Origin of the sequence: Rhizobium sp. AN5 (assembly GCF_900215255.1) — a bacterium.
Taxonomy (GTDB): domain Bacteria; phylum Pseudomonadota; class Alphaproteobacteria; order Rhizobiales; family Rhizobiaceae; genus Agrobacterium; species Agrobacterium tumefaciens.
Genome location: NZ_OCMJ01000004.1, coordinates 2,731,275 through 2,756,688 on the forward strand (window position 1 = coordinate 2,731,275; position 25,414 = coordinate 2,756,688).

23 protein-coding genes and 1 other RNA gene are annotated in these 25,414 nt (G+C 59.6%); 7 read left to right on the forward strand and 17 right to left on the reverse strand.

Annotated elements, in window-relative coordinates; all coding sequences use genetic code 11:
- The first annotated feature begins 139 nt into the window (after positions 1-139).
- Positions 140-673, forward strand: coding sequence for an SH3 domain-containing protein (locus CRP02_RS25930; RefSeq protein ID WP_003514268.1), 534 nt, complete (start codon positions 140-142; stop codon positions 671-673).
- Here CRP02_RS25930 and CRP02_RS25935 read toward each other — a convergent pair.
- Positions 666-1,658 carry an adenosine kinase gene (locus CRP02_RS25935; RefSeq protein ID WP_003514270.1) on the reverse strand — a complete coding sequence of 331 codons (993 nt, stop codon included), beginning with the start codon at positions 1,656-1,658 and terminating at the stop codon, positions 666-668. The two genes, CRP02_RS25930 and CRP02_RS25935, sit on opposite strands and share 8 nt — an antisense overlap.
- 535 nt (positions 1,659-2,193) lie before the next feature.
- Here CRP02_RS25935 and CRP02_RS25940 point away from each other — a divergent pair.
- Complete coding sequence (locus CRP02_RS25940) at positions 2,194-3,138, forward strand: AEC family transporter (protein WP_097172934.1); 945 nt, start codon at positions 2,194-2,196, stop codon at positions 3,136-3,138.
- A 15-nt stretch (positions 3,139-3,153) separates the two neighbouring features.
- Here CRP02_RS25940 and CRP02_RS25945 read toward each other — a convergent pair whose 3' ends face one another.
- From CRP02_RS25945 to rimP, 9 genes are all read right to left on the reverse strand, one after another.
- A complete protein-coding gene (locus tag CRP02_RS25945; protein ID WP_097172676.1) occupies positions 3,154-4,170 on the reverse strand; it encodes a class I SAM-dependent methyltransferase in 1,017 nt (338 codons plus the stop codon).
- A gap of 75 nt (positions 4,171-4,245) precedes the next feature.
- Positions 4,246-6,393 (reverse strand): polyribonucleotide nucleotidyltransferase, encoded by a 2,148-nt coding sequence (pnp, locus tag CRP02_RS25950; protein WP_003514278.1) that lies wholly within the window; start codon positions 6,391-6,393, stop codon positions 4,246-4,248.
- Positions 6,394-6,663: 270 nt separating this feature from the next.
- Positions 6,664-6,933: a 30S ribosomal protein S15 gene (rpsO, locus tag CRP02_RS25955; protein WP_003514294.1), complete on the reverse strand. Its 270-nt coding sequence runs from the start codon at positions 6,931-6,933 to the stop codon at positions 6,664-6,666.
- Positions 6,934-7,096: 163 nt separating this feature from the next.
- On the reverse strand, positions 7,097-8,044 hold the full coding sequence (gene truB / locus CRP02_RS25960) for a tRNA pseudouridine(55) synthase TruB (RefSeq protein ID WP_097101076.1): 948 nt from the start codon (positions 8,042-8,044) through the stop codon (positions 7,097-7,099).
- Between the two features lie 3 nt (positions 8,045-8,047).
- Complete coding sequence (gene rbfA / locus CRP02_RS25965) at positions 8,048-8,464, reverse strand: 30S ribosome-binding factor RbfA (RefSeq protein ID WP_097101077.1); 417 nt, start codon at positions 8,462-8,464, stop codon at positions 8,048-8,050.
- A gap of 75 nt (positions 8,465-8,539) precedes the next feature.
- Positions 8,540-11,287 (reverse strand): translation initiation factor IF-2, encoded by a 2,748-nt coding sequence (gene infB, locus CRP02_RS25970; protein WP_097101078.1) that lies wholly within the window; start codon positions 11,285-11,287, stop codon positions 8,540-8,542.
- Positions 11,288-11,389: 102 nt separating this feature from the next.
- Positions 11,390-12,091, reverse strand: a complete 702-nt coding sequence (locus CRP02_RS25975) for an RNA-binding protein (protein ID WP_003514297.1) — start codon at positions 12,089-12,091, stop codon at positions 11,390-11,392.
- Positions 12,088-13,704 carry a transcription termination factor NusA gene (nusA, locus tag CRP02_RS25980; RefSeq protein ID WP_003514298.1) on the reverse strand — a complete coding sequence of 539 codons (1,617 nt, stop codon included), beginning with the start codon at positions 13,702-13,704 and terminating at the stop codon, positions 12,088-12,090. The genes CRP02_RS25975 and nusA overlap by 4 nt, the downstream gene beginning before the upstream one ends.
- A 64-nt stretch (positions 13,705-13,768) precedes the next feature.
- A complete protein-coding gene (rimP, locus tag CRP02_RS25985; RefSeq protein WP_097172677.1) occupies positions 13,769-14,365 on the reverse strand; it encodes a ribosome maturation factor RimP in 597 nt (198 codons plus the stop codon).
- Positions 14,366-14,652: 287 nt separating this feature from the next.
- Here rimP and CRP02_RS25990 point away from each other — a divergent pair, with 287 nt between their 5' ends.
- Positions 14,653-16,281: an MFS transporter gene (locus CRP02_RS25990; RefSeq protein ID WP_076843882.1), complete on the forward strand. Its 1,629-nt coding sequence runs from the start codon at positions 14,653-14,655 to the stop codon at positions 16,279-16,281.
- A 90-nt stretch (positions 16,282-16,371) separates the two neighbouring features.
- Here the strand turns inward: CRP02_RS25990 and CRP02_RS25995 are convergent, their stop codons facing one another.
- Both CRP02_RS25995 and recR read right to left on the reverse strand, forming a co-directional pair.
- Complete coding sequence (locus tag CRP02_RS25995; RefSeq protein ID WP_414896244.1) at positions 16,372-17,610, reverse strand: lytic murein transglycosylase; 1,239 nt, start codon at positions 17,608-17,610, stop codon at positions 16,372-16,374.
- A 123-nt stretch (positions 17,611-17,733) separates the two neighbouring features.
- Positions 17,734-18,339 (reverse strand): recombination mediator RecR, encoded by a 606-nt coding sequence (recR, locus tag CRP02_RS26000; protein WP_003514308.1) that lies wholly within the window; start codon positions 18,337-18,339, stop codon positions 17,734-17,736.
- 37 nt (positions 18,340-18,376) lie between these two features.
- On the opposite strand from recR, the gene CRP02_RS26005 reads away from it, so the two are divergent.
- The gene (locus CRP02_RS26005) at positions 18,377-19,012 is read left to right on the forward strand and encodes an MOSC domain-containing protein (RefSeq protein WP_179784135.1); all 636 of its coding nucleotides are present in this window, start codon (positions 18,377-18,379) and stop codon (positions 19,010-19,012) included.
- Positions 19,013-19,025: 13 nt separating this feature from the next.
- On the opposite strand, the gene CRP02_RS26010 is transcribed toward CRP02_RS26005, so the two are convergent.
- The 3 genes from CRP02_RS26010 to ffs form a co-directional block, all read right to left on the reverse strand.
- On the reverse strand, positions 19,026-19,349 hold the full coding sequence (locus CRP02_RS26010) for a YbaB/EbfC family nucleoid-associated protein (RefSeq protein ID WP_003514318.1): 324 nt from the start codon (positions 19,347-19,349) through the stop codon (positions 19,026-19,028).
- A 27-nt stretch (positions 19,350-19,376) separates the two neighbouring features.
- Entirely contained in the window at positions 19,377-21,254 is a 1,878-nt protein-coding gene (locus CRP02_RS26015) for a DNA polymerase III subunit gamma/tau (RefSeq protein ID WP_097172678.1), read from the reverse strand.
- 162 nt (positions 21,255-21,416) lie between these two features.
- An RNA gene (gene ffs / locus CRP02_RS26020) (signal recognition particle sRNA small type) lies at positions 21,417-21,513 on the reverse strand.
- A gap of 65 nt (positions 21,514-21,578) precedes the next feature.
- Between ffs and CRP02_RS26025 the strand changes: the two genes are divergently transcribed.
- Positions 21,579-22,007: an HIT domain-containing protein gene (locus CRP02_RS26025; RefSeq protein ID WP_161986907.1), complete on the forward strand. Its 429-nt coding sequence runs from the start codon at positions 21,579-21,581 to the stop codon at positions 22,005-22,007.
- The gene (gene nudC, locus CRP02_RS26030) at positions 22,007-22,969 is read left to right on the forward strand and encodes an NAD(+) diphosphatase (protein WP_097172679.1); all 963 of its coding nucleotides are present in this window, start codon (positions 22,007-22,009) and stop codon (positions 22,967-22,969) included. The genes CRP02_RS26025 and nudC overlap by 1 nt, the downstream gene beginning before the upstream one ends.
- Before the next feature lie 15 nt (positions 22,970-22,984).
- Here the strand turns inward: nudC and CRP02_RS26035 are convergent, their stop codons facing one another.
- Complete coding sequence (locus CRP02_RS26035) at positions 22,985-23,860, reverse strand: prephenate dehydratase (RefSeq protein ID WP_097172937.1); 876 nt, start codon at positions 23,858-23,860, stop codon at positions 22,985-22,987.
- Between the two features lie 11 nt (positions 23,861-23,871).
- Complete coding sequence (locus tag CRP02_RS26040; RefSeq protein WP_065661519.1) at positions 23,872-24,627, reverse strand: 3-deoxy-manno-octulosonate cytidylyltransferase; 756 nt, start codon at positions 24,625-24,627, stop codon at positions 23,872-23,874.
- A gap of 150 nt (positions 24,628-24,777) precedes the next feature.
- Here CRP02_RS26040 and CRP02_RS26045 point away from each other — a divergent pair, with 150 nt between their 5' ends.
- A complete protein-coding gene (locus CRP02_RS26045) occupies positions 24,778-25,350 on the forward strand; it encodes a c-type cytochrome (protein ID WP_003514328.1) in 573 nt (190 codons plus the stop codon).
- Positions 25,351-25,414: the final 64 nt, after the last annotated feature.

Genomic DNA, 25,414 nt, shown 5'->3' on the forward strand with positions numbered 1-25,414 from the left:
GCGATAATTTCTTTCAATCAGGGCGTTTCTACCAGACCCACCGGCGAAGACAAATAAAACTCGCCGAAGCTTGAGGCGTGTGGAAACGAGCCTCCTCGAATTTAATCCGGTTTGCAGAAGGCAGGAAACGGAAATGGGCATGCGCAGTGTGGTTTCTATGGTTTGCATTGCATTGTCTCTGGGCCTCTTTGGTGTGGCGAACGAGGCCATGGCGCAAGGCGCTGCCAAAGGCGCAAGCGGCCTGCCTTTGCCCCGTTTTGTCAGCCTGAAATCCAAGCGCGTCAACATGCGCATCGGACCCAGCACGGATTATGCCGTTTCCTGGATGTATATGAAATCGGGAATGCCGGTTGAAATCATTCAGGAATATGAGAACTGGCGGCGCATCCGCGATGCCGATGGCACGGAAGGCTGGGTTAACCAGGCGCTGCTCTCCGGTGAGCGCACGGCAGTCGCCGCGCCCTGGATGCGCGGCAAGGGCAAGGATGTCTACGTGAACATGCGCCGCGACGCACAGTCGGGCGCCTCCGTCATCGCCCGGCTGGAGCCGGGTGTCGTCTTCAGGATCGGTGAATGCAACGGCGACTGGTGCCGCGCCGAGGCCGGTCAGGCCTCAGGCTGGGTGTCGCAGGGTGAAATCTGGGGTGCTTATCCCGGCGAGGCCTTTAAATAAGGCCGTTTTTCTCGCCCAGCGCCTTGAGCGATGACATCGGGCGCGGCCCGACCTGCTGAATGACGGCGGCAGCAGCAAGGCAGCCGAGTTTGCCGCAATCTTCCAGAGACCGATCCTGCGTGTAACCGAACAGGAAGCCGGCGGCGAAAAGATCGCCGGCACCCGTTGTGTCGACCACGTCATATACCGGATAGGCTTCTACCTTCACGCGTTCCGTGCCGCGCAGGATAACGGCGCCTTCTTCGCTCATCGTTACCGCTGCGATCTTGCAATCGGCAGCGATTTTCGTCAGCGCCAGCTCGAAATCGTCGGTTTCATAGAGCGAGAGAGCTTCCTGCTTGTTGGCGAAAACGATGTCCACGGTGCCGGAACGCATCAGGTCGAGAAATTCTTCGCGGTAGCGGCCAACGCAGAAACTGTCGGAAAGCGTCATGGAGACTTCACGGCCGTTCTCATGCGCAATGCGGGCGCAATCGCGAATGGCATCCTTGGCGCGCGGCGGATCCCACAGGTAACCTTCGAAATAGGTGACCTTCGTGTTCGCTACGACGTCTTCTTCTACATCTTCCGGACCGAGATCGACGCAGGCGCCGAGATAGGTGTTCATCGAGCGCTCACCGTCTTCCGTGACGAAGATCATCGAGCGGGCAGTCGGCGGAAACGTGCCTTCCGGCTTCGTTTCGAAATAGACGCCCTGCGCGCGGATATCGTGCTGGAAGATTTCGCCGAGCTGATCTTCGGCCACCTTGCCGAAATAAGCCGCCCTGCCACCGAAATTCGCCACGCCCGCCGCCGTGTTGCCCGCACTTCCGCCGGAGGCCTCGAGAGCGGGTCCCATCAGCGAATAGAGCAGTTCGGCCCGCTCCGCGTCGATGAGGTTCATCGCGCCCTTGGTGATGGCGTTATCATTGAGGAAGCGATCATCACAACGGGAAATGATGTCGACGATGGCATTGCCGACAGTCAGTACGTCGAATTTCGTCATAGGCCCTATCCGGTTTGCAGGGTGCACATTTTTGAACGGTCTTAAACAATTCTGGCGGCAAGAAAAGCCCAAAGGGAAAATATGCGGTTCTCCACCAGAGACAGAAACGCGTCATGTGCCTGTAATGTGGTTAAGCTATCACTCCGATCAGAGCAAACGGTGCGTGAATACGTGCCAGAATAGAAGACATGACGTCTTCTGGCTCACCCGTTATCTCCGTCACGGATGTACTGACGGCGTATAACGGATATGACAAAAGGCGGGGGAAACCCCGCTTTTTCTTTTGGTCCACCTTTGCTGCGCCCCTTTCTAGAGTGCAAGAAGCGGGTTTTCATTATAGACGGTACTCGAAAAACCGACCGCAGCGCCACTTGATCCAGTGACCGGTTTTGAGGAGCTTTCTGCAAAAATACCTGACGGAGCTACCTCGCGTATTGAATGAAACATCGGGGTGCAGCGTTTTCGCGATTCCATTCCCGTGGAAAAGGCTCTAAAGCGGAGTATCTCCCGCAAAAGCCGCGAAAGCTCTCCCTCCATGTCTGCCGTTGCCGCGAACGTCGCTCCGATTTTCATTCTTATCCTGATCGGCTGGCTCACGGTCAAGGCCGGCTTGTTCAGAGCCGATGCCGGTGAGATTCTCAGCGATTTCGTGTTCAAGATCGCCGTGCCGACTTTGATCTTCCGCACTCTTGCGGAGGCGAATTTTCATGGCGCATCGCCCTTCCGGCTGTGGCTGACCTATTTCGCCGGCGTGGCCGTAACCTGGACGGTTGGGCATATCGTCACGCGGTACATCTTCAAGCAGGATAGTCGCATCGCCGTCATAGCCGGCATATCCTCGGCCTTTGCCAACAATATCTTCATCGGCCTGCCGCTCGTCGGGCGTTCCATCGGGGATGAGGGGCTGGTCGCCCTATCCATTCTGCTGGCCATCCATCTGCCGGTCATGATGATTGCCGGTACCATCCTGATGGAGAACGCCACGCACAAGGCGGTGGGCGGCGAAAAGCGCAGCATGGCTTCTGTCTTCAGGCAGGTCGGCCGCAACCTCATCACAAATCCGCTGGTGAGCGGACTTTTCATCGGGCTTTCGACCAATGTTTCAGGCGTGACACTCACGCCCATCCTCAAGACCGTGGTTGACCAGATCGCGTCCATGGCGGGACCGGCAGCGCTCATCTCGCTCGGTATGGCGCTGACGAAATACACCATTCGCGGTAATCTTGGGATTGCCGTCACCATGACGGTTTTCAAACTGCTGCTTCTGCCTGCCTGCGTGTGGGCCATGGGCCACGCTCTCGGCCTCAGCCGGGAATGGACAGCTGCCCTCGTGCTCACCTCGTCGGTGCCGACAGGGGTGAATGCATGGCTGATCGCCAACCGCTTCGGTATCGGCCACAGCGTTGCGGCCTCCACCATCAGCATTTCCACAGCGACCGGTGTTCTTTCCGTGTCGCTGTGGGCATGGCTGTTGAGCTGATGATGCTCGAATTGCTTACTTCTGGGCGCTCAGGATCTTGAAGCGCGCGTTGCGGCATACCTCGGCGCTGGTGCGGAATTCCGCCGCCAGAACCGGCTCATAGGGCATGCCGCGATTGGCGACCATCAGCAGCTTTCCACCGCTGCGAAGCGCGCCGGCCGCCGTCTTGATAAAGGCCTGACCGAGCGCGGGTTCTGCCGCCTGTCCTGCCGCGTGGAAAGGCGGGTTCATGATGATGAGGTCGTATTTTTCTTTCGGCGGCTCGTTTGCAAGGTCCTGCCAGAAGAAGCGTGCCGTCAGGCGCGGATTGTTTTCAAGAAGATTGGTCTTGGCGAATTCGAGCGCGTTCCAGTCCGCTTCGAAAAGATCGATACGCGCCGTGCGCGGCGATTTTTCCGCCAGCATGACCGAGAGATAACCCCAGCCTGCGCCGAAATCGGCGGCGTTGCCGTCGAAGTCCGTCGGCAGGCGCGACGCGAGCAGCTCCGAGCCATCGTCCACGCGGTCATGCGAGAACATGCCGGGCATGGCGGTAAAGCGGCCAGCAACCGTAACGGAATGTTGCGCGAGTTTCGACACGGCAGATGCAACGTCTTCCGGCCGTTTGAACCAGAGGGCTACACCGTGGTATTTCGGTGTCGATTCCGCCTCGATACCAAGCTTTGCCAGTGTCTTGCGCAGCGTCAGGATACCGTCTTCCTTCGATCCTGCCGCAACGATCAACCCACCCGCCTTGACGCGCGAGAGCGCTTCAGCGACGCGGTTTTCGTTCTCGCCGCGGTGTTTGCCGCAAAGCAGCAGTGCCGCATCGTAGTCCTCGCCGGAAATATCCGGTGTGACTTCTGCGTTCTGGGCCTGAAGAGCCCGGTAAAGCGGTCGAAAATTCTGAACCGAGACGATGTCAGCGTTAAAACCGTCTAGCCGCGGGCCGGCTTCCGCTCCCAGAAACAGAACGCGCTCGCCCTCTTTCGGCAAGTCGAGCATCTCTGCGGCAAAGGGATGGAAAAGGGTTTTAACAGCGTCACGGCTCATTGGAGCGTCCTCAAGATGGAATAGAAAAAAGGCGCGGGCAAAACCCGCGCCTCGATAGGGTCTGGCGAGGCTGCCTTATTCGGCAGCGGCTTCGCCATCTTCCTTCTTCTTGTCTGCGGCAACTTCCTTGCCGGTTGCCTGGTCGACAACCTTCATGGACAGGCGAACCTTGCCACGCTCGTCGAAGCCCATCAGCTTGACCCAGACCTTGTCGCCTTCCTTGACGACGTCGGAGGTCTTGGCGACACGCTCGGAAGCGAGCTGCGAGATGTGAACGAGGCCGTCGCGGGCGCCGAAGAAGTTGACGAAAGCGCCGAAGTCAGCGGTCTTGACGACCGTACCTTCGTAGATCTGGCCGACTTCCGGTTCTGCAACGATCGAATGGATCCACTTGCGGGCCGCTTCGATTTCCTTGCCGGAAGCAGAAGCGATCTTGACGGTGCCGTCGTCTTCGATGTTGATCTTGGCGCCTGTCTTTTCGACGATTTCGCGGATGACCTTGCCGCCCGAACCGATGACTTCACGGATCTTGTCGACCGGAATGTTCATCACTTCGATGCGCGGTGCGAATTCACCGAGCTGGCCGCGGCTCTCGGTGATGGCATTCGCCATTTCGCCGAGGATGTGCTTGCGGCCACCCTGTGCCTGCTCCAGAGCGATCTTCATGATCTCTTCGGTGATGCCGGCGATCTTGATGTCCATCTGCAGCGAGGTGATGCCGTCGGCAGTACCTGCAACCTTGAAGTCCATGTCGCCGAGGTGATCTTCGTCACCCAGGATGTCGGAGAGAACCGCAAAGCGCTCGCCTTCAAGGATAAGGCCCATGGCGATACCGGCAACTGGCTTGGCCAGCGGTACGCCAGCGTCCATCAGTGCAAGCGAGGTGCCGCAAACCGTTGCCATCGACGAAGAGCCGTTGGACTCGGTGATTTCGGAAACGACGCGCAGCGTGTAGGGGAACTGTTCCGCGGTCGGCAGCATCGGACGGATAGCGCGCCATGCGAGCTTGCCGTGACCGATTTCGCGACGGCCCGGGGAGCCCATACGGCCCGTTTCACCGACCGAGTAGGGCGGGAAGTTGTAATGCAGAAGGAAACGTTCCTTGTACATGCCGGTCAGGCTGTCGACATACTGTTCATCTTCGCCGGTGCCGAGCGTTGCAACAACGATCGCCTGGGTTTCACCACGGGTGAACAGCGCCGAGCCGTGCGTACGCGGCAGGATGCCAACTTCCGAAACGATCGGACGAACGGTCGACAGGTCGCGGCCATCGATACGGCTCTTGGTGTCGAGAACGTTCCAGCGAACGATCTTCGCCTGAAGGTGCTTGAAGACAGCGCCGATTTCTTCCGGGCTATACTTCGCTTCGCCTTCTTCCGGCAGGAAGTGAGCCTTGACCTTCGCCTTTACGGCGTCGACGGCGGCGTAACGGGCAGCCTTTTCGGTGATCTTGTAGGCGGTGCGCAGTTCGGTTTCGGCAAGGCCGAGCATTTCGTTTTCGAGCGCGGAGAAATCTTCCGGTTCGAATTCGCGCGGTTCCTTGGCGGCAACTTCAGCGAGCTTGATGATCGCGTCGATAACCGGCTGGAAGCCGCGATGGCCGAACATGACGGCGCCGAGCATGACGTCTTCGTTGAGTTCCTTGGCTTCCGACTCCACCATCAGGACGGCGTCCTGGGTGCCGGCAACAACCAGATCCAGAACCGATTCATCCATCTCATCAAGATGCGGGTTCAGAACATATTCGCCGTTGATGTAGCCCACGCGCGCGCCGCCGACCGGGCCCATGAAAGGAATGCCAGACAGTGTGAGCGCAGCGGATGCGGCAACCATCGACAGAACGTCCGGGTCATTTTCGAGGTCGTGCTGAATGACCGTTACGACAACCTGCGTGTCGTTCTTGTAGCCTTCAGGAAACAGCGGGCGGATCGGACGGTCGATCAGGCGGGAAACCAGCGTTTCCTTTTCCGACGGACGGCCTTCGCGCTTGAAATAGCCGCCGGGGATCTTGCCGGCTGCGTAGGTCTTTTCCTGGTAGTTCACGGTGAGCGGGAAGAAGTCCTGTCCCGGCTTCGGAGACTTTGCGGAAACCACCGTCGCAAGAACCATCGTCTCGCCGTAGGTTGCGATGACGGCGCCGTCAGCCTGACGGGCAACCTTGCCTGTCTCGAGCTTCAGCGGGCGGCCAGCCCATTCGATTTCCACGGAGTGTTTATTGAACATATCTTGTCCTTGTTTGTGTATGCCCGCCTTGCGAGGGGGCAACGAACGACGCAATCACGGGCAAGACAGCCGGAGGCTTTCAAGGTGCAAGCATCCGGCAATCCTGCCCCATGACAGGTCTGCGGTTGAAAAGGCTGCACCGGCCCATCCGGGGCTGCCTTATCGTCCGGGGGCCATATCTATGGCGAACGCCCGGAAATTGAAGATGACCTTCAAAAGGCCAGATATAAAAACCGGCGGGTATCGTTGCGAAACCCGCCGGATAAGGTTTTAGCGGCGAATGCCGAGAGCACCGATCAGCTTGCTGTAACGGGCTTCGTCCTTCTTCTTCAGATAGTCGAGAAGCGAACGGCGGCTCGAAACCAGCGTCAGAAGGCCACGACGGGAGTGGTTGTCCTTCTTGTGGTCCTTGAAGTGACCGGTCAGGTTGTTGATCCGCTCGGTCAGAATAGCGACCTGAACTTCCGGAGAACCGGTGTCGCCTTCGTTCGTTGCATATTCCTTGATGAGGGCGGCTTTGCGCTCTGCAGTAATCGACATCGGACGATCCTTTCTATTTTAAGGAAAAATGGGACGCCTAGAGCCGGGATGTCGTCCAGCTCTGGCCATTCGGCAGCATAGGCAAAGCCCAAGCTGGCGCTGCCTATAAACTATTCCGGGTACAATTGAAAGAGGCGATTGACGACGCCCCTCAAGGCTCGTCTCAACCGAAAACGCGCTTCGGCCGGAATTCGCCCTCGCCGATCTCGCCGATGGCAATGAGCTTGCCATGCGCAGTGGCATAGGCCTCCGGGTGATTGGCCGGCGCATCACGCCCGCGCAGCAGGATCGGATTGCCCATCTTCAGCCGGTGTGCCTGATCATCATTGATGATGAGGTGGGGAAGGGATGAAAGCGCTTCCGCCGTGTTGATCAGAAAAGCATCGAGCGCTTCAAGCCGCTCGTCGCGGTCTTCGATGGCTTCGAGCGCCGTCAAGGTTTCGAGCGGTACCATCATGTCCTCGCCGAATGGCGCGACCATGGTACGGCGCAATTGCGAAATATGACCGAAACAGCCGAGATCCCGGCCCATGTCGCGCGCAAGTGCCCGCACATAGGTACCCTTGCCGCATTCCACTTCGAAATGCGCTGTGCTGGCGTCGGGGCAGGCGAGCAGCGTCAGGCGGTGAATTTCCACCTCGCGCGCGGGAATCTCCACCGTTTCGCCTTCACGCGCCAGATCATAGGCCCGCTCACCGGCAATCTTGATGGCGGAAAACTGCGGCGGCGTCTGCATGATCACGCCGGTATAATTGGGTAGAATATCGCGGATCGCCTGTTCGTCCGGGCGCTGGTCGGAGGAGTTGACTACCTCGCCTTCCAGATCGTCGGTTGCGCGTTCTTCACCCCAGGTGACGGTAAACTCGTAGATTTTCCGGCCGTCCATGACGTAAGGAACGGTCTTGGTGGCGTCACCGAGTGCAATCGGCAACATGCCGGACGCCAAGGGGTCGAGCGTTCCGGCGTGACCTGCCTTCTGGGCGTTGAACAGCCATTTGATCTTGGAAACGGCTTCGGTTGAGCCGAAATCGAGCGGCTTGTCGAGAATGAGCCAGCCCGAAATCGGGCGGCCCTTGGGTTTGCGGTTCTGCTGTTTGCGTGGTTTGGACATGCTTCAGTTCTGTTCGTCGTCTTTTTCGTTCGAAGGTCCCAGATCGCGCTGCACCTCCGGTGACCGCAGGAGTGCGTCGATCTTCTGGTAGTTGTCGAAACTCGTATCGTCGCGGAAACGCAGTTCCGGCATGTACTTCATCTGCCGCAATTGCGGACCGAGGCGGCCGCGCATGAACTTTGCGTGGCGGTTCAGGGCGTTGATGATGTCGGTATGATCCGCAACGCCAAGCGGCGTCACGTAAGCGGTCGCGATCTTGAGATCGGGTGACATGCGCACTTCCGAGATGGAAATGACGGTGCCTTCGATCAGATCGTCGCGGACTTCGCCGCGCTGGAGAATTTGGGTCAGTGCGGCGCGCACCTGTTCGCCAACACGCAGCATGCGTTGCGAAGGGGCCGATGATGTTGCTTTTGCCATGGGTAATGCCTCAAACGGAGCGAGCGCCGGTGAAGCCGGCGCCCGACAGAAAAGTCCTGTTTTGCGGCGAGACGCTTAGAGCGTTCTCGTGATGTGTTCGACGCGGAAGCACTCGATGGTGTCGCCGGCGCGAATGTCTTCGTAATTCTCGAAGGCCATACCGCACTCCTGACCAACAGGCACTTCGTTGACTTCGTCCTTGAAGCGCTTGAGGGTCTTGAGCTTGCCTTCGTGGATAACGACGTTGTCGCGCACCAGACGCACACCCGCACCACGTTCCACCTTGCCCTCGACGACGCGGCAACCCGCGACCTTACCGACCTTGGTGATGTTGAACACCTCGAGGATTTCGGCATTGCCGAGGAAGGTCTCGCGACGTTCCGGCGAAAGCAGACCCGACATCGCCGCCTTCACGTCATCCACCAGATCGTAGATGATGTTGTAGTAGCGGATTTCGATACCGGCGCGTTCGGACGCCGTACGTGCCTGTGCGTTGGCGCGAACGTTGAAGCCGATGATCGCGGCGTTCGATGCCTCGGCAAGCGAGATATCCGATTCCGTGATGGCACCAGCACCAGAGTGAACGACACGAGCGCGGACTTCGTCTGTGCCGAGCTTGTCGAGCGAAGCGATAATGGCTTCGACCGAACCTTGCACGTCCGCCTTGATGACCAGCGGGAATTCCTTCAATCCCGAAGTCTGCAACTGGCTCATCATCTGTTCCAGCGAGCCGCGCTGACCGGTCTGACGGGCAACAGCCTTGTCGCGTGCCAGACGCTGGCGGTATTCGGAGATCTCGCGAGCACGACCTTCGTTTTCGACAACCGCAAAACGGTCACCGGCCGACGGCGTACCGGAAAGGCCGAGGATTTCGACCGGCATGGCCGGACCGGCTTCCTTGACGTGGTCGCCCTTGTCGTTGACGAGCGCGCGCACACGACCCCACTGGTCACCGGCAACGATGATCTGGCCGGGCTTCAGTGTACCCTTCTGCACGAGAACGGTCGCGACGGCACCACGTCCACGGTCCAGCTCGGCTTCGATGACCGTGCCTTCCGCAGTGCGGCTTGGATCCGCCTTGAGATCGAGGATTTCCGCCTGAAGCAGGATCGCTTCGAGCAGCTTGTCGAGGTTGAGCTTGTTCTTGGCCGACACTTCGACATCAAGAACTTCACCACCCATCGATTCCACGAAAACTTCGTGCTGCAGCAGCTGCTGGCGAACCTTTTCAGGGTTTGCCTCGTGCTTGTCGATCTTGTTGATCGCAACGACGATCGGAACACCGGCCGCCTTCGCATGGTTGATTGACTCGATCGTCTGCGGCATCACGCTGTCGTCGGCTGCAACAACCAGCACGGCGATGTCGGTTGCCTGCGCACCACGGGCACGCATTGCCGTAAAGGCGGCGTGGCCGGGGGTGTCGATGAAGGTGATCTTCTGACCGTTCTTTTCGACCTGATAGGCGCCGATATGCTGGGTGATGCCACCGGCCTCGCCAGCAACGACATTCGCCTGACGAATGGCGTCGAGCAGCGAGGTCTTGCCGTGGTCGACGTGGCCCATGATGGTCACGACCGGCGGACGGGAAACCATCTCGCCTTCATCGTCAGCCTTGTTGAAGAGACCTTCTTCAACGTCGGATTCGGAAACGCGCTTGACCGTATGGCCGAATTCGACCGCGATCAGTTCCGCCAGATCGGCGTCGATCACGTCGCCCGGCTTCAGCATCTGGCCTTCCTTCATCAGGAACTTGATGACGTCAACGGCGCGCTCGGACATGCGCTGCGACAGTTCCTGAATGGTGATGGTTTCCGGCAGGATGACTTCGCGCAGAACCTTTTCGCGGGTTTCCTGCATCTGGCTGCGACGGAATTTCTCCTGGCGGCGGCGCATGGATGCCATGGAGCGGCCACGCGGCGTACCATCTTCTTCCAGATTGGCGGCGGTCACGGTCAGCTTGCCACGACGGCGCTCTTCTTCGGTCTTCAGGCGGGCTGCAGGCTTGGCCGGAACCGGAGCCACGACCTTGCCGCGAGCCGGAAGGCTGCTGCCACGACGGACTGCGCCGCGATCGTCCTCGTCGTCGCCACCGGTGCGGCGTCCGCGGGGAGCGGCGGCATCGGGCGTGGCGGGAGCGGAACGGGGAGCCGCGGGCTGGGGACGGGCGTCAGCGCGTGGCGCCGGCGCAGCGGCCGCAGCCGGCTTTTCGCCGGACAGATCGGATTTCGCTTCCGTAACAGGCTGGCTCGCAGCGATCTTTGCCGCCGCAGCCTCTTCGGCAGCGCGGTTTTCGGCTTCGATCTTTTCAGCGGCGATGCGGTGTTCTTCTTCCACCTTGCGGCGGGCTTCGTCTTCGGCGCGCTGCTTGGCTTCGATAACATCGCGAGCCTGCGCTTCTATCAGCGCACGGCGGCGGGCTTCCATCTCGCCTGCGGACAGGTCGTGCAGAACGTTGCCGCGCGGACGGTCAGGCTGGCGCTGCTGCGGTGCGGACGAGCCGGGGCGCTGCTGCGAATGGGAAGAACCCGGACGCTGCTGTTGGTTGCTCGGCTGTTGAATGCGTTGCTGTGGGGCCTGCGGACGCGGTGCCGAAGGGGCAGGCGCTGCCGGCTTCGGCGCCGGTGCTGCTGCCACGACAGGCTGAACCGGCTTCTCGTCTTCGGGACGCAGGGGGCGGCGCTTGCGTGTTTCCACGACAACCGCGTTGGTGCGACCTCGACCCATGTCCTGCCGCACGGTGCCCTGATTCATCCCGCCCGGTTTCAGGGTAAGAGTCTTCTTGGCCGGCGCATTGAGTGTCTTGTCGTCGTTGTTGTCGGTCATTCCGTTCCCGTTCCTACGGACGAGAACCGGATGACATCCATCAGGTCTCGTCGTTCAATTGCTGCATCGGAACGCGGCGGCCGTTCATGTTTGGCAACCGCGTCATTGTACTGTCCGGGCAGCGTCGCGTTCCGCCTCAGGCTGACCGCCAAGGCGGTACTGCTTAAGCATCTTTGCGCGCTTCACTACACCCTCACCCGCCTGCCCCGCAAGCGCGCAAGCATGGATAAAAGCATTCTGGCCCATCAACTCGTCCATTTCGGCTTCGCTAAAGAGCCGGAAGGACGGAATTTCATTACCGGCATCGCTGCCGAGTTCCCAGGCCTTGCGGGCCTGGTCCAGTTTTCGCACGCCGTCTGCCGCGGCATCGGTTGCGTGGAACACGGCAATCGCATTCCCCGAACGGACGGCGGCATCGACCTTCGTCGCGCCGCTGATGAACTGACCCGCCTTGCGCGCCATGTTCATCATTCCGGCAAGCTGCTGCGACATCAGCCGGTCCAGAAGAGCGAGAAGCTCCGGCCCGGCCTTGACGTCGCGTTTGAGTGCCCGTGCGAAGATCTTCTTCGCTATGGCTTTCTCTATCAGGGCGCGCTCCGGCTTTACCCAGCATCCGCGCCCCGGCAATTGGCGTTTCAGGTCCGGAACGACGTTGCCGTCCGGCCCTGCGACGAAGCGGATCAACTCGTCTGGAGATCCGCTCTGCCTTGTCACAATGCACATACGTCCATTGACGTTGCCTTCCAGCCGCCCGTCCTCATCGGTTTCGGGCAGCTCGTCCGGCTCATGCACCTGCGATGTCATTCCTGTTCGGCGGTATCCGCCTCCTCAGTAGCTTCCGCATCGACTTCCTCTTCGGAAGCCAGATCCTCGGCCGTGATCCAGCCTGCCAGAAGACGGGCCTGCACAACCATGTTCTCAGCTTCGACGCGCGATACGTCGAGCTTGGAGAAGATGCCTTCGAACTTCTTCGTCTCGCCGTCCTTGCGTTCGCTCCAGCCGACCAGATCGTCTGCGGCGCAACCGGCAAAGTCCTCGATGGTCTTGATACCGTCTTCACCAAGGGCGACCATCATCTGCGAGGTCAGGCCTTCGATCTGGCGCAGCTCGTCGGCAACGCCGAGTTCCTTGCGCTTGGCGTCCATTTCGGCTTCCAGGCGTTCCAGATATTCGCGGGCGCGGGTCTGGATTTCGTCAGCGGTGTCGTCGTCGAAGCCGTCGATCGAGGAAATTTCGCCGAGATCGACATAGGCAAGTTCTTCAACCTGCGCGAAGCCTTCGGAAGCCAGAACCTGACCGACCATCTCGTCAACGTCGAGGGCGTCCATGAAGAGTGCCGTGCGCTCGTTGAATTCCTTCTGGCGACGCTCGGATTCTTCCTGCTCGGTCATGATGTCGATATCCCAGCCGGTCAGCTGCGATGCCAGACGTACGTTCTGGCCGCGACGGCCGATGGCGAGCGAAAGCTGCTCGTCGGGAACCACAACTTCGATGCGCTCGGATTCTTCGTCCAGAACGACCTTGGCCACTTCAGCGGGCTGCAGGGCGTTGACGATGAAGGATGCCGGCTCCTGGCTCCACGGAATGATATCGATCTTTTCGCCCTGCAATTCGCCGACAACGGCCTGAACGCGCGAACCGCGCATACCGACGCAGGCACCGACCGGATCGATCGACGAGTCGTTCGAGATGACGGCGATCTTGGCGCGCGAACCGGGGTCACGGGCAACCGACTTGATCTGGATGATGCCGTCGTAGATTTCAGGAACTTCCATGGTGAATAGCTTCACCATGAACTGCGGATGGGTACGCGACAGGAAAATCTGCGGGCCACGCTGCTCGCGGCGAACGTCGTAGACGTAAGCGCGTACACGGTCGCCATAACGCATGTTTTCCCGCGGAATCATCTCGTCGCGACGGATGATGCCTTCGCCACGGCCCAGATCGACGATGACATTGCCGTATTCGACGCGCTTGACGGTGCCGTTGACGATTTCGCCGATGCGATCCTTGAACTCGTCATACTGACGGTCGCGTTCTGCTTCGCGCACCTTCTGAACGATGACCTGCTTGGCGGACTGTGCGGCGATACGGCCGAAATCCATCGGCGGCAGCGGATCGGCGATGAAATCGCCGAGCTTGGCGTCCGGGTTGCGGTCGCGGGCAAGTTCGAGCGGGATCTGGGTCGAATAGTCTTCGGCCGTCTCTACCACTTCCAGAAGACGCTGCAGGCGGATTTCGCCGGTCTTGGAGTTGATGTCGGCGCGAATGTTGGTTTCCGAACCATAGCGCGAGCGGGCGGCTTTCTGGATAGCGTCGGCCATTGCGGCAAGCACGATTTCGCGGTCGATGACCTTTTCGCGCGCCACAGCATCGGCGATCTGCAGAAGCTCAAGCCGGTTAGCACTCACTGCCATTTTTTTGTCTCCGTAAGTCGCATAATTGCGGGGATCACCCGTTTTCCGGGCTTTTACGTTGGAATTAGTCTACGTCTGCTTCGTTTTCGTCGTTCTGGTTTGCGGCGGCGGCCTTTGCCGCCTTGTCTGCCCGCAGCGCATCACGAATAAGGTCGTCCGTCAGAATGAGCTTCGCATCGGAAAGCGCGCTGAACGGAATGGTGACTGTCGGTTCGTCGCCATAGGCGATCTGGTCGCGTTCCAGCTTGAAGCCGTCCGCATCCACCTCGACGATCTTGCCGCGAAACCGCTTGCGGTTTTCGACCAGAATGGAGGTTTCGGCCTTCACCAGATGGCCCTGCCAACGGGTGAAATCCGACTTGCGAACCATCGGCCGGTCGATGCCGGGCGAGGAAACTTCGAGATGATACGCCTTATCGACCGGATCTTCCACATCAAGAACCGGTGAAATCGCCATTGATACCGCTTCGCAGCCCTCGACGGTCATGGTGCCGTCTTCCCGCTCGGCCATCACCTGCAGGGTCATGCCGTTCTGGTTGGAGAGCCGCACGCGCACCAGAAGATATCCCATGCCCGTCAAAACAGGCTCGATGATTTCGGCGATGCGCTGGTCGATGCCCGTTTCGGTTATCAGTCGCGGTTCATGTACGGTGTCTGCCATCTGGCCTTCCGGTCTTTAGATTTTCACCGGGCGCTCAGCCCGTGGTTTCCGGTTCGCTTAACGAAAAAGAGCGGAGCCTTGCGGCCCCACTCTTCATCAAGCGATCAAGAATTTCAAAGGTCATATAGACCCATCAGGGCAGGATTGCAAGGTTTTCGCGGGCAGGGCGCTTCAGTCACGGCTTCGGCCACATTTTCACCGTCACCGTGTCGGAAAGGGTGGCATGATTTCCGGCACTGTCTATAGTTGCCGTTTGACAAATCGCAGTTGCATCAAGTGGACTGATCGTGCCTGACCGTAAATCGCCACTCGCGCCTTTAAGGCATTTGACTTACAGACGAATCTGGATCGCGAGCCTTGCCTCGAATTTCGGCGGTCTGATCCAGGCGGTTGGCGCCGCGTGGATGATGACCTCGCTGTCGAGTTCCGAAAACATGATCGCGCTGGTGCAGGCCTCCACCTCGCTGCCGATCATGATGTTTTCGCTGATTTCAGGCGCACTGGCCGATAGTTTCGACCGCCGCCGCATCATGATTTCCGCCCAGATCCTGATGCTGACGGCTTCCGTGCTGCTGACGGTTTTTGCCTGGTCCGGCTGGCTCACGCCGTGGCTGCTGCTCTTCTTCACCTTCATGATCGGCTGCGGCACGGCGCTCAACAATCCGTCCTGGCAGGCGTCCGTCGGCGAAATGGTGCCGCGTGAGGATCTGCCCGCCGCCGTGACACTGAACAGCGTGGGCTTTAACATCACCCGCAGCGTCGGTCCTGCCATCGGCGGCATCATCGTCGCCGCCGCCGGCGCCGCGGCTGCGTTTTTCGTGAACGCGCTCAGCTATTTCGCCCTGATCTACGCACTGGTTCGCTGGCAGCCGCCCAAATATGCCTCGACCTTGCCGCGCGAGCAGCTTCTTGCCGCCATATCGGCCGGGATGCGTTATGTGGCGATGTCGCCGAATATCGGCAAGGTTCTGGTGCGTGGCTTTCTCTTCGGCCTTTCCGCCAGCGCCATCCTGGCGCTGATGCCGATCGTTGCCCGCGATCTGGTCGAGGGTGGCCCGCTGACCTACGGCGTCATGCTGGGTGCGTTCGGCGTCGGCGCCATCGGCGGCGCGCTCGTCAGCGCCAGACTTCGCGAGGTTCTGTCCAGCGAATGGATCGTGCGTGTCGCCTTTTTGGGCTTCGCCTTCAGTTCCGGCGTGACGGCGGTCAGCACGAACGCGATCGTAACCTCGCTTGTTTTGACTATTGCCGGTGCCTGCTGGGTTCTGGCGCTTTCCCTGTTCAATACCATCGTCCAGCTTTCTGCCCCGCGCTGGGTGGTGGGCCGGGCGCTGTCGCTTTACCAGACGCTGACCTTCGGCGGCATCGCCGTCGGCAGTTGGCTGTGGGGCGAGCTGGCGGAAGATTACGGTATTTCCTATTCGCTTCTCGGTTCGTGCGTGCTGATGCTGCTGGGCGTCGTCGTCGGCCTCAAACTCGCCATGCCCGCTTTCGCTTCACTCAATCTCGATCCGCTCAACCGTTTCGTCGAACCGCCGCTAAGGCTCGATATCAAGCCGCGCAGCGGGCCGATTGCCATTCTCATAGACTATGAAATTCATGACGAGGATCTCGGCGAATTCCTGCCGTTGATGGCCGAGCGCCGCCGCATCCGTCTGCGCGATGGCGCGCGCAACTGGAACCTGATGCGTGATCTGGAAAATCCTGATATCTGGACGGAAAGCTACCATGTACTGACATGGGTGGAATATGTCCGCCACAACCACCGTCGCACCCAGGCGGATGCGGAAGCCTGGGACCGGCTGCTGGCCCTTCATCGCGGCAAGACACGGCCCCGCGTGCACCGGATGATCGAGCGGCAGACCATTCCGCCGACCGATGACATCTTCCACAAGCCGCATACGGACCAGCATTGAGAGACGATCGGGCTAAGTAGTGGCGATGTCATGCTCGGGACAAGCCCGAGCATGATGGAGGAGAGGTTTTCACACGTCGCCAGTAAGCTGCTATTTCAGCTTCGCTTTCAGCGTAGCATCGGGAAAACATGTCGGAGCCAGGCCGTTTTTCGCCTGCCAGTCGCCCAGTGACCGGCGCGTCTTGAAGCCGGCCAGCCCGTCCGCCTTGCCGACATCATAGCCCTTGGCGACCAGTGCCTTCTGCATGGCAAGAACGTCGGAGCGCAACATCGATCCGACATTGCCCCATTCGCCCTTGAACGGCCCCGCCCCATGGGAGATGCGGTCGGCGAGATTGCCGATGAACAGCGCGTAGAGATCGGAATTATTGTATTCCTTGATGACGTAGAAATTCGGCGTCACCACGAATTCTGGCCCGTGCCGCCCGGCCGGCACAAGCATCATGCCGTCGGCGGAGAGGTCATTGGATGGAAAGGCCTTTCCGGAAATGCGGGTGATCCCCATCTTCGCCCACGCACTCACCGGCCGGGCAAGATCCGGGCCTTCCTGGGCGCAGGAGACGTTGCCGGGTATAGACACTTCGAAGCCCCAGTCGCGATCCCTTTGCCAGCCTCTCTGCGAAAGATAGTTCGCTATGGATGCCAATGCGTCCGGCACGGAGTTCCAGATATCCCGGTGGCCGTCGCCATCGAAATCAACGGCATATTTGAGATAGCTCGACGGCATGAATTGCGGCTGACCGAGCGCGCCTGCCCAGGACCCCATCATGCGCGAGGCCGCAATATCGCCGCTTTCGACGATCTTCAGCGCATCGATCAGCTCGGTGCGGAACATCTCCTTGCGGGTCGACATATAGGCTTTCGTCGCCAGCACATCGACAACCGAATGCGGCAGTTTCGCGCGGCCGAAACCGGATTCGCGGCCCCAGATCGCCACGACGACATGGCCGGGCACGCCGTATTTGGCTTCGATCCGGCGAAGGGTGGCGGCATGCGTGGCGGCCAGAGAGCGGCCGGTGGCGGCAAGCCCCTGCAATCGTTTTTCGGAGAAATAAGCGCCGGGCGATGAAAATTCCGCCTGGCTCTGGCTCTGCTCCTTCGGCGGCTTCTGGCCGGGGATGACGAGATCAGGCAGGCTCCAGTTGATGGAAAGGCCGCTGAGCGCAGCCTCCAGCGTCTTTTGTGAAATACCCGCATTGCGCGCTTCCGGCCAGATTTCCTTTTTCAGCCATGCATTGAAATCGGCATCGTACCGGGCAGCAGCGGCACCTGTCGGCGCGGATTGCGCCAAAGCGGCCGTTGCTGAAAAAACGGAAAGGATGGCGGCCAGTGCCTTGAGGCTTTTCCAGGAAAAGTGGAGGCCGGTTTTCCGTCTGGAAATGCGCCAAAACAAAGAATCAAATCGGTTTCGCATTCGGTCTCCTCTTCGAGTGACGGACAGGGAAAGAAGGCGTCAGATCGTTGTGCGGGCGCGCAGCGCCGCCGTCAATGTGCCCTCGTCGAGATAGTCCAGCTCGCCGCCAACAGGCACGCCATGCGCAAGCCGGGTGATCTTGATTCCGAGATCGGCCAGCCGGTCGGTGATGTAATGGGCTGTTGCCTGTCCCTCCACCGTCGCATTGACGGCGATGATAAGCTCGCGAATACCGCCGGCGCTGACGCGATCGATCAGTCCCTTGATGTTCAGATCTTCCGGCCCGACGCCATCGAGCGGCGACAGCGTGCCACCAAGCACATGATAGGCGGTATTCATGGCGCCTGCTCGCTCCAGCGCCCACAGATCCGACACGTCTTCGACCACGATGATGACCGACTGGTCACGTCTATCATCGGCGCAGACCGTGCAGGGATCGATGGTATCGACATTGCCGCAGCACGAGCAAATCTTCACCTTGTCATAGGCTTCACCCATCGCGTGGCCCAGCGGTCCAAGAAGCTGTTCCTTCTTCTTGATGAGATGCAGCGCCGCCCGCCGCGCCGAGCGGGGCCCAAGCCCCGGCACTTTTGCAAGCAGCTGGATCAGTTTTTCGATTTCGGGACCGGTGACTCGTTTTGCCATGAGCGCTTTCTACTGCATAAATCGGGAAACGGGAATCATGAAGCGCGAAGGGCAGTCCATGAAAATACGGGCAGTGTGCCGGGGCGAGGCGAAGGCCCTGCCGGGAAAGACGGCGAAGACGGGTATTTTCAAACATGCCGTGCAGGGCGCGGTGATGGTGGATGCGCAAGGCATCGTCAGCGATGCTGTCTGCAATCGTAAACATCACGGCGGGCCGGATCAGGCGATCTACGCCATGGGCTCCGCCGATCTCGATTTCTGGTCGCGTACGCTGGGTTTTGCGGTTGAGCCCGGATTTTTCGGAGAAAATCTGGTTCTCGAGGGTGTCGACAGCGCAAAACTGCATGTCGGCGACAGGTTCTCAGCCGAGGAAGTGGTGCTGGAAGTGACCGCCGCCCGCATTCCCTGCGCCACCCTGTCAGCCCGGCTCGGCGATCCCGGCTTCGCGCCGCGTTTTCGGCAGGCGGGTCAGCCGGGCTTTTATTGCCGGGTTCTGAAAGGTGGAATGCTCAGCGCCGGTGAAGGCATCGCTTTCGAACCCCATCAGGGAACGAAACTGCCCATACCGGTCATTCTCCAGCGCTTCCGCCCCATGCAGCTTACCAGGGACGAACGTGCCGCATATCTCGGCACCCCGCTTGCGAGCCGGTTCCGCGCCATGCTGGAAGTCTGAATTCGTAAGAATATCAGAACGGCAGCTTCATGCCGGGCGGGATCGGCAGGCCAGCCGTGATTTCCTTGGTCTTTTCAGCGGTGATGGCCTCGGCGCGCTCCTTGGCATCATTGTGAGCGGCGACGATCAGGTCTTCGAGAATTTCGACGTCGTCTTCCTTGAAGAGAGACGGATCGATCTTCAGGCCCAGCAGGCTGCCCTTGCCATTCAGCTTCACGGTGACGAGACCGCCGCCGGACTTGCCTTCGACTTCAAGCGCGGCGATATCCGCCTGCATCTTTTCCATCTTGGCCTGCATTTCCTTGACCTTGCCCATCATGCCCATGATGTCGCGCATGTGCCAAACTCCTGTTTTTGTTATGTATTAAAATTCGATATCGTCGCCGGGAAGGATGTCGCCCTCGCTCGATTCGGCAACCGAAGGCGGCGGGGCGATCTCGTCCGGCTCGTCCTGCTGGGTGACGCGAATGCGCACGTCGGTGATTTTTGCACCTGGAAACTGTTGAAGAATGGCTGCAACGTCAGGGTCCTGCCTCGCATCCACGAGGCGGGCGTCGCGCGCACTGCCCTCGGCTTCAACCAGCGTCGGCTGACCCTGTTCCTTGCTAAGGCTGACGATCCAGTGGATACCGGTCCACTCTTTCAGCTTCACACCAAGCTCGCCGGGGAGCGATCCGGGTGCGCCATCACCGAGGCGCATGTCGAGCCGGCCCGGCTCCAGCCGCACCAGCCGTACGAAGTTGCGAACCTTCGCCCGCATGACGGGATCGCGATTTTTCTGACACAGGTCGGCAATGTCCTGAAGAGAGTTGACGGGAACCTTCGGCTCCGGCCGTTCTTCGGTTTTCGGTGCCGCGACCTGCATTTCCTGCGGGCGGCTGTCAGGCACGGCGCGCAGCATGGTCGAAGGCTGCGAACTTGCCGGCCTCTGGGCGGGAAGCTCCGCAGGTCTTCCTGCGGCCACTGTCTGTCCTGAGGAATAGGCGCGCGCACCGCCGCCATTGCCGCCACCCGAAGGCGCGCCATTGGAATAGCCGCCATCGCTGTTGGAAAGTTCGAGCAGGCGTCGCGCCGCGTCTTCCGGTGCCGGAAGATTGGCGGCATGCGAAAGGCGGATCAACACCATTTCGGCCGCACCCGCAGGACGTGAGGCATTTTCAGTTTCCGGAATACCCTTGAGCAGCATCTGCCAGATACGCGACAGCGCAGTCACGGCGATCGTCTCGGCAAATTCGGCACCACGTACGCGTTCGATCTCGGAAAGCGAGGGATCTTCCGCCGCATCCGGCACATATTTCATGCGGGTGACGAGGTGAGTGAAATCGGCAAGGTCGTTCAGCACGACGACGGGGTTGGCGCCTGCCTCGTATTGACCGTTGAATTCCGAAAGTGCCGCCGCGACATCGCCTTTGATGATGTGCTGGAAAAGATCGACGATGCGCGCCCGGTCGGCAAGACCCAGCATGCCGCGCACCGCCTCGGCTTCCACCCGTCCGCCGCCATGGGCGATCGCCTGATCGAGCAGGGAAAGGCCGTCACGGGCGGAACCCTCAGCCGCGCGGGCAATCATTGAGAGCGCCTGCGGTTCGGCCTCGAAACCTTCCTTGCCGGCAATGGCAGTGAACAGGCCGACGAGATCGGCGGCGCTGATGCGGCGCAGGTCGAAGCGCTGGCACCGCGACAGCACGGTAATCGGAACCTTGCGGATTTCAGTGGTTGCGAAGATGAATTTCACATGCTCCGGCGGCTCTTCCAACGTCTTCAGAAGACCGTTGAAAGCCTGCGTCGAGAGCATGTGCACTTCGTCGATGATATAGACTTTATAGCGCGCCGAAACCGGACGATAACGCACCTGCTCGATGATCTCGCGAATGTCGTCAATACCGGTATGGGAGGCGGCGTCCATCTCGATCACGTCGACATGACGGCCTTCCATGATCGCCTGACAATGTTCGCCGGGGATACGCAGGTCGATGGTCGGTTTGTCGATGGTGTCGGTCTTGTAATTCAGCGCACGGGCAAGAATACGCGCGGTGGTCGTCTTGCCCACACCGCGAACGCCGGTCAGCATATAGGCCTGTGCGATGCGGCCGGTCTCGAACGCATTGGTCAGCGTGCGGACCATCGGCTCCTGGCCGACCATCAGATCGGAAAAATCCTTCGGACGATATTTGCGTGCCAGTACCCGGTAGCCGGTCCCGCCCTGGGATTCGCTTGATGTGGTGGGTAAGGTGTCGCTCATCGCCTCGCCAGTTTATTTTGCCAGTTTGTCCTAGAGCGCCGTGCGTCCCATTGGACGCATCAGGCACGCTCTATTCCTCTAAAGTCTGCACATCATGCCGATACGCAGGGGCCGCTTTCAGGCTGAACCGGCCCGGCGAAAGCTGAGCGGAATTTAAAAAGGGTGGGAGGCTGGCACGGCGACCCGTGCCTGGCTCGTTAGGGCTGCTTCCTTCCGGACCTGACCCGGTTGGCGAGTGGCTCGTCCACCACCAACCTCCCGGGGCCACATATCGGCAATATCGAAAGCAAATGCAAGCCAAGCCTTCAAAAAACTGCTATCACGATGAAAACAAACATGGAGGACGCCTTGGAGACATTCCGGCTGGACGACAGGCTGGCGCGCGACAGTGCGCTTGTAATGCGTTTGGGACTATGCGAGCTGCGTTTGCAGAACGACAGCCGCTGGCCCTGGCTGGTGCTGGTGCCACAGAGAGGCGGTGCCAGCGAGCTGTTCGATCTTACTCCGCTCGATCAGGCCGTGCTGACGTTCGAGACCAATCTCGTCGCCTCCGCGCTGAAGGACGTTACCGGGGCCACCAAGATCAATGTCGGCGCGTTGGGCAATATCGTCCGGCAACTTCACGTCCATATTATCGCCCGCAACGAAGGCGACACCTGCTGGCCCGGCCCTATCTGGGGTCACGGGACGCCAGTGCCCTATGGCCCGGGCGAAAAGGAATCCTTGATGAAAAAAATATCCGGCGCGCTCTGATGATATCAATGACTATTTTCGAAACCACTGCTCCCCATCCCGAAGCAAGCCTGCTGACAGCCTTTTCCAAGAACGCCCTCAACCGGTTCGCCGAAAAGCGGACGGAAGACTGCGTTGCCGATGCGTTGAAAGTCGATGGCACCCATATTTTTGCCTTCTCCGGCAGCCGGCTTGTCCTGAAACATGACGAACAGGTCATAGATCCCCTGTTTTCCGCCTATGAGCTGGCGGAATTGCAGCCGGATTTCGACAATGCCGTTCTGCTTGGATACCGCGAAACCGGCGAACCCAGGATTGCGGTGCCGGTCGCCGTCACGGAAGACACGCTGGCGAGCCACTACAAGCTGGCCGATGCCCGCACCCTTTATCGCGATCATCTTCTCGATGAGGAATTGCTGAGCGAGGTTGCGCAGGCTGTCAGCCTTACGCACTGGAATGCCGATAACCGCTTCTGCGGACGGTGCGGCGGCACGATGGAATTACGCATCGGCGGTTACAAGCGCATCTGCGCCGCCTGCAATCACACTATTTTTCCCCGAACCGATCCCGTCGTCATCATGATGACGATCGATATCGAGCGCGATCTTTGCCTGCTCGGACGCGGCGCACATTTTGCGCCGGGCATGTATTCCTGCCTCGCCGGTTTCGTGGAGCCGGGCGAAACGATCGAGCAGGCCGTGCGCCGCGAGACGCATGAAGAATCCGGCGTTGAAATCGGCCGCGTGCGCTATCACGCTTCCCAGCCCTGGCCGATGCCGCACACGCTGATGATCGGCTGTTATGCCGAGGCTCTCTCGTTCGATATTTCCCGCGATGAGATCGAGCTGGAGGATTGCCGCTGGTTCACGCGGGCGGAGGTGGCCGCGATGCTGGAGGCTGCTGCGGGCGAGGGCTTTTCCGCGCCTCCCGGCGGCGCCATCGCGCACCGGCTGATGCGCGACTGGGTGGAATGGACGAAATGAAGATTTGCGGCAGGCTCAGCTCTGGTTGAGCTTGCCGCGCATCGCATGACCCTTGTAGACGCCGAGAATTCGGACCTTCTCGGAAAAGAAGCGCAGCTCGTCCAGCGCGTGCCGCACCGGCTCGTCATCCGGATGGCCTTCGATATCGGCATAGAACTGCGTTGCCACGAACTTTCCGCCGAGCTGGTAGCTTTCCAGCTTCGTCATGTTGATGCCATTCGTCGCGAAACCACCCATTGCCTTATAAAGCGCGGCCGGAATGTTGCGGACGTTGAACACGAAGGTCGTGACGATGGTTTCATCGGGTGCTTCGCCTTGGGACTGGCGTTTGGCCCAGTTCTCATCGCGCGAGAGAATTACGAAACGGGTGATGTTGTTTTCTGAATCCTCGACATTTTCAGCCATGATATCAAGGCCGTAGAGACCGGCGGCAAGACGCGGTGCAAGCGCTGCCATGCTGCGATCACCCTTTTCAGAAACCAGTCTCGCCGCTCCGGCCGTATCGCCGGCAACCACTGGCTTCCAGCCGTTGGAACGGATGATCTTGCGGCACTGGCCAAGCGCGTGGATGTGGCTGTGAACGGTGCGGATCTCGTCTTTCGTCACCCCCGGTATAACCATCAGCTGGAAGCGGATCGGCATGAAATATTCACCGATGATGTGAAGGCGTGATTCCGGCAGCAGATGATGGATATCGGCAACGCGACCGGCCAGCGTGTTCTCGATCGGGATCATGCCGAGATCGGCTTCGCCGTTTTCGACGGCATTAAAAGCATCCTCGAATGTCGGGCACGGCAAAGGCTCCATATCCGGGAACATGTCGCGGCATGCCATGTCGGAATTCGCGCCAAATTCGCCCTGAAAGGCAATGCGGTTTGTGCTCAAGGTCATGGAATTATCCATTAGAGGGTTCGGTTTGCGAGAATAGTGCGGGCTTTTTCGAGATCGTGCGGCGTATCAACGCCAAGCGGCACGGAGTGAACGATTTCGGCATCAATACGCATGCCCGCCTCCAGTGCGCGCAATTGTTCCAGCCTTTCGCGCTTCTCGAGTGGCGAAGGCTGAAGCCTCACGAACGTTTCGAGGGCGGCGCGGCGATAGGTATAAAGGCCGATGTGATGATAAAGCGGTCCGTCGCCATAGGGCGCAGTCGCGCGGGTAAAATAAAGCGCGCGCAATCGCGTCTCGGAAAGTGGGCTGCCAACCACTTTCACCACGTTCGGATTGGTCTTTTCTTCCTCGTCGGTGATCTCTACCGTCAGTGTGGCAATGTCGACGGCGGCATTTTCCAACGGGCGCAACGAGGCGCGGATCGTTTCCGCTTCGATGGTCGGAAGGTCGCCTTGAACATTGATAACATATTCGGCGTTGCCATAGGGGTCGGCCTTCTGCAGCGCCTCGAAAATGCGGTCCGAACCGGATTGGTGATCATCGCGCGTCATCATGACGTCAAAACCGGCATTTTTTACGGCTGAAAATACCTGTTCGTCATCGACTGCAACGACGATGCGCGTCGCGCCAGCTTCACGCGCCCTGAGTGCCACCTGCACAATCATCGGTTTGCCGCCAATATCCGCGAGAGGCTTGCCCGGAAGCCGTGTCGATGCCATCCGCGCCGGTATAAGGACGACAGCTTTCTCGAAATCCCGATTCTTCATCCGACACCCTTCAAATCCCAACCGAAAAGTGTCAAAACGTCACGGAGTGGGGAATATTATTCAAGTTGCGCAGGCTGTGCAAAAGCCATAGCTTTTGAATAATTTCAAGATGCCCGGTTATATGGAGCGGATGCGAGGGAGCGCATATAGATGAATTCTTATGTAAATATGGGCGTTGGGGCGTTGCTGGGCACGGTTTTCGTTCTGATGTCGGTGTCAATTGCGTCTGAGGGCATTTTTCATGCGCCCACCCCGGAAAAGGAAGGTTACGCCATCGTCGCGGAAGCGAGCGGCGGCGAGGCTGCAGGCGAACCCGCTGCAGCGGCAACCCCGATCGCGAAATTGCTCGCCAGCGCGGATGCGGCCAAGGGTGAGGCGGTCTTCAAGAAGTGTACGAGCTGTCATACCGGAGAGAGTGGTGGTGCAAACAAGGTCGGCCCCAATCTCTTCGATATCGTCAACCGGCCGATCGCCAGCCATGCGGGTTTCAGCTACTCCGCAGCAATGAAGGATTTCTCCAAGGGCGGTTCCGTGCATTGGGATTACGATCATCTCAGCTACTTCATCGAAGCTCCCAAGAAACACGTTCCCGGCACGGCCATGGGCTTTGCGGGTGTGAAGAAGGAGACGGAACGCGCCGATCTCATCGCTTATCTGCGCACGCTGTCGGCAAACCCGGCGCCGCTGCCGGATCCGGCTGCGGCTCCCGTGCCGATAAACTGACGGAATATGGTGATTCAGAAGAAAAGCCCGGCATAGCTGCCGGGCTTTTTTGATTCTATGTGTC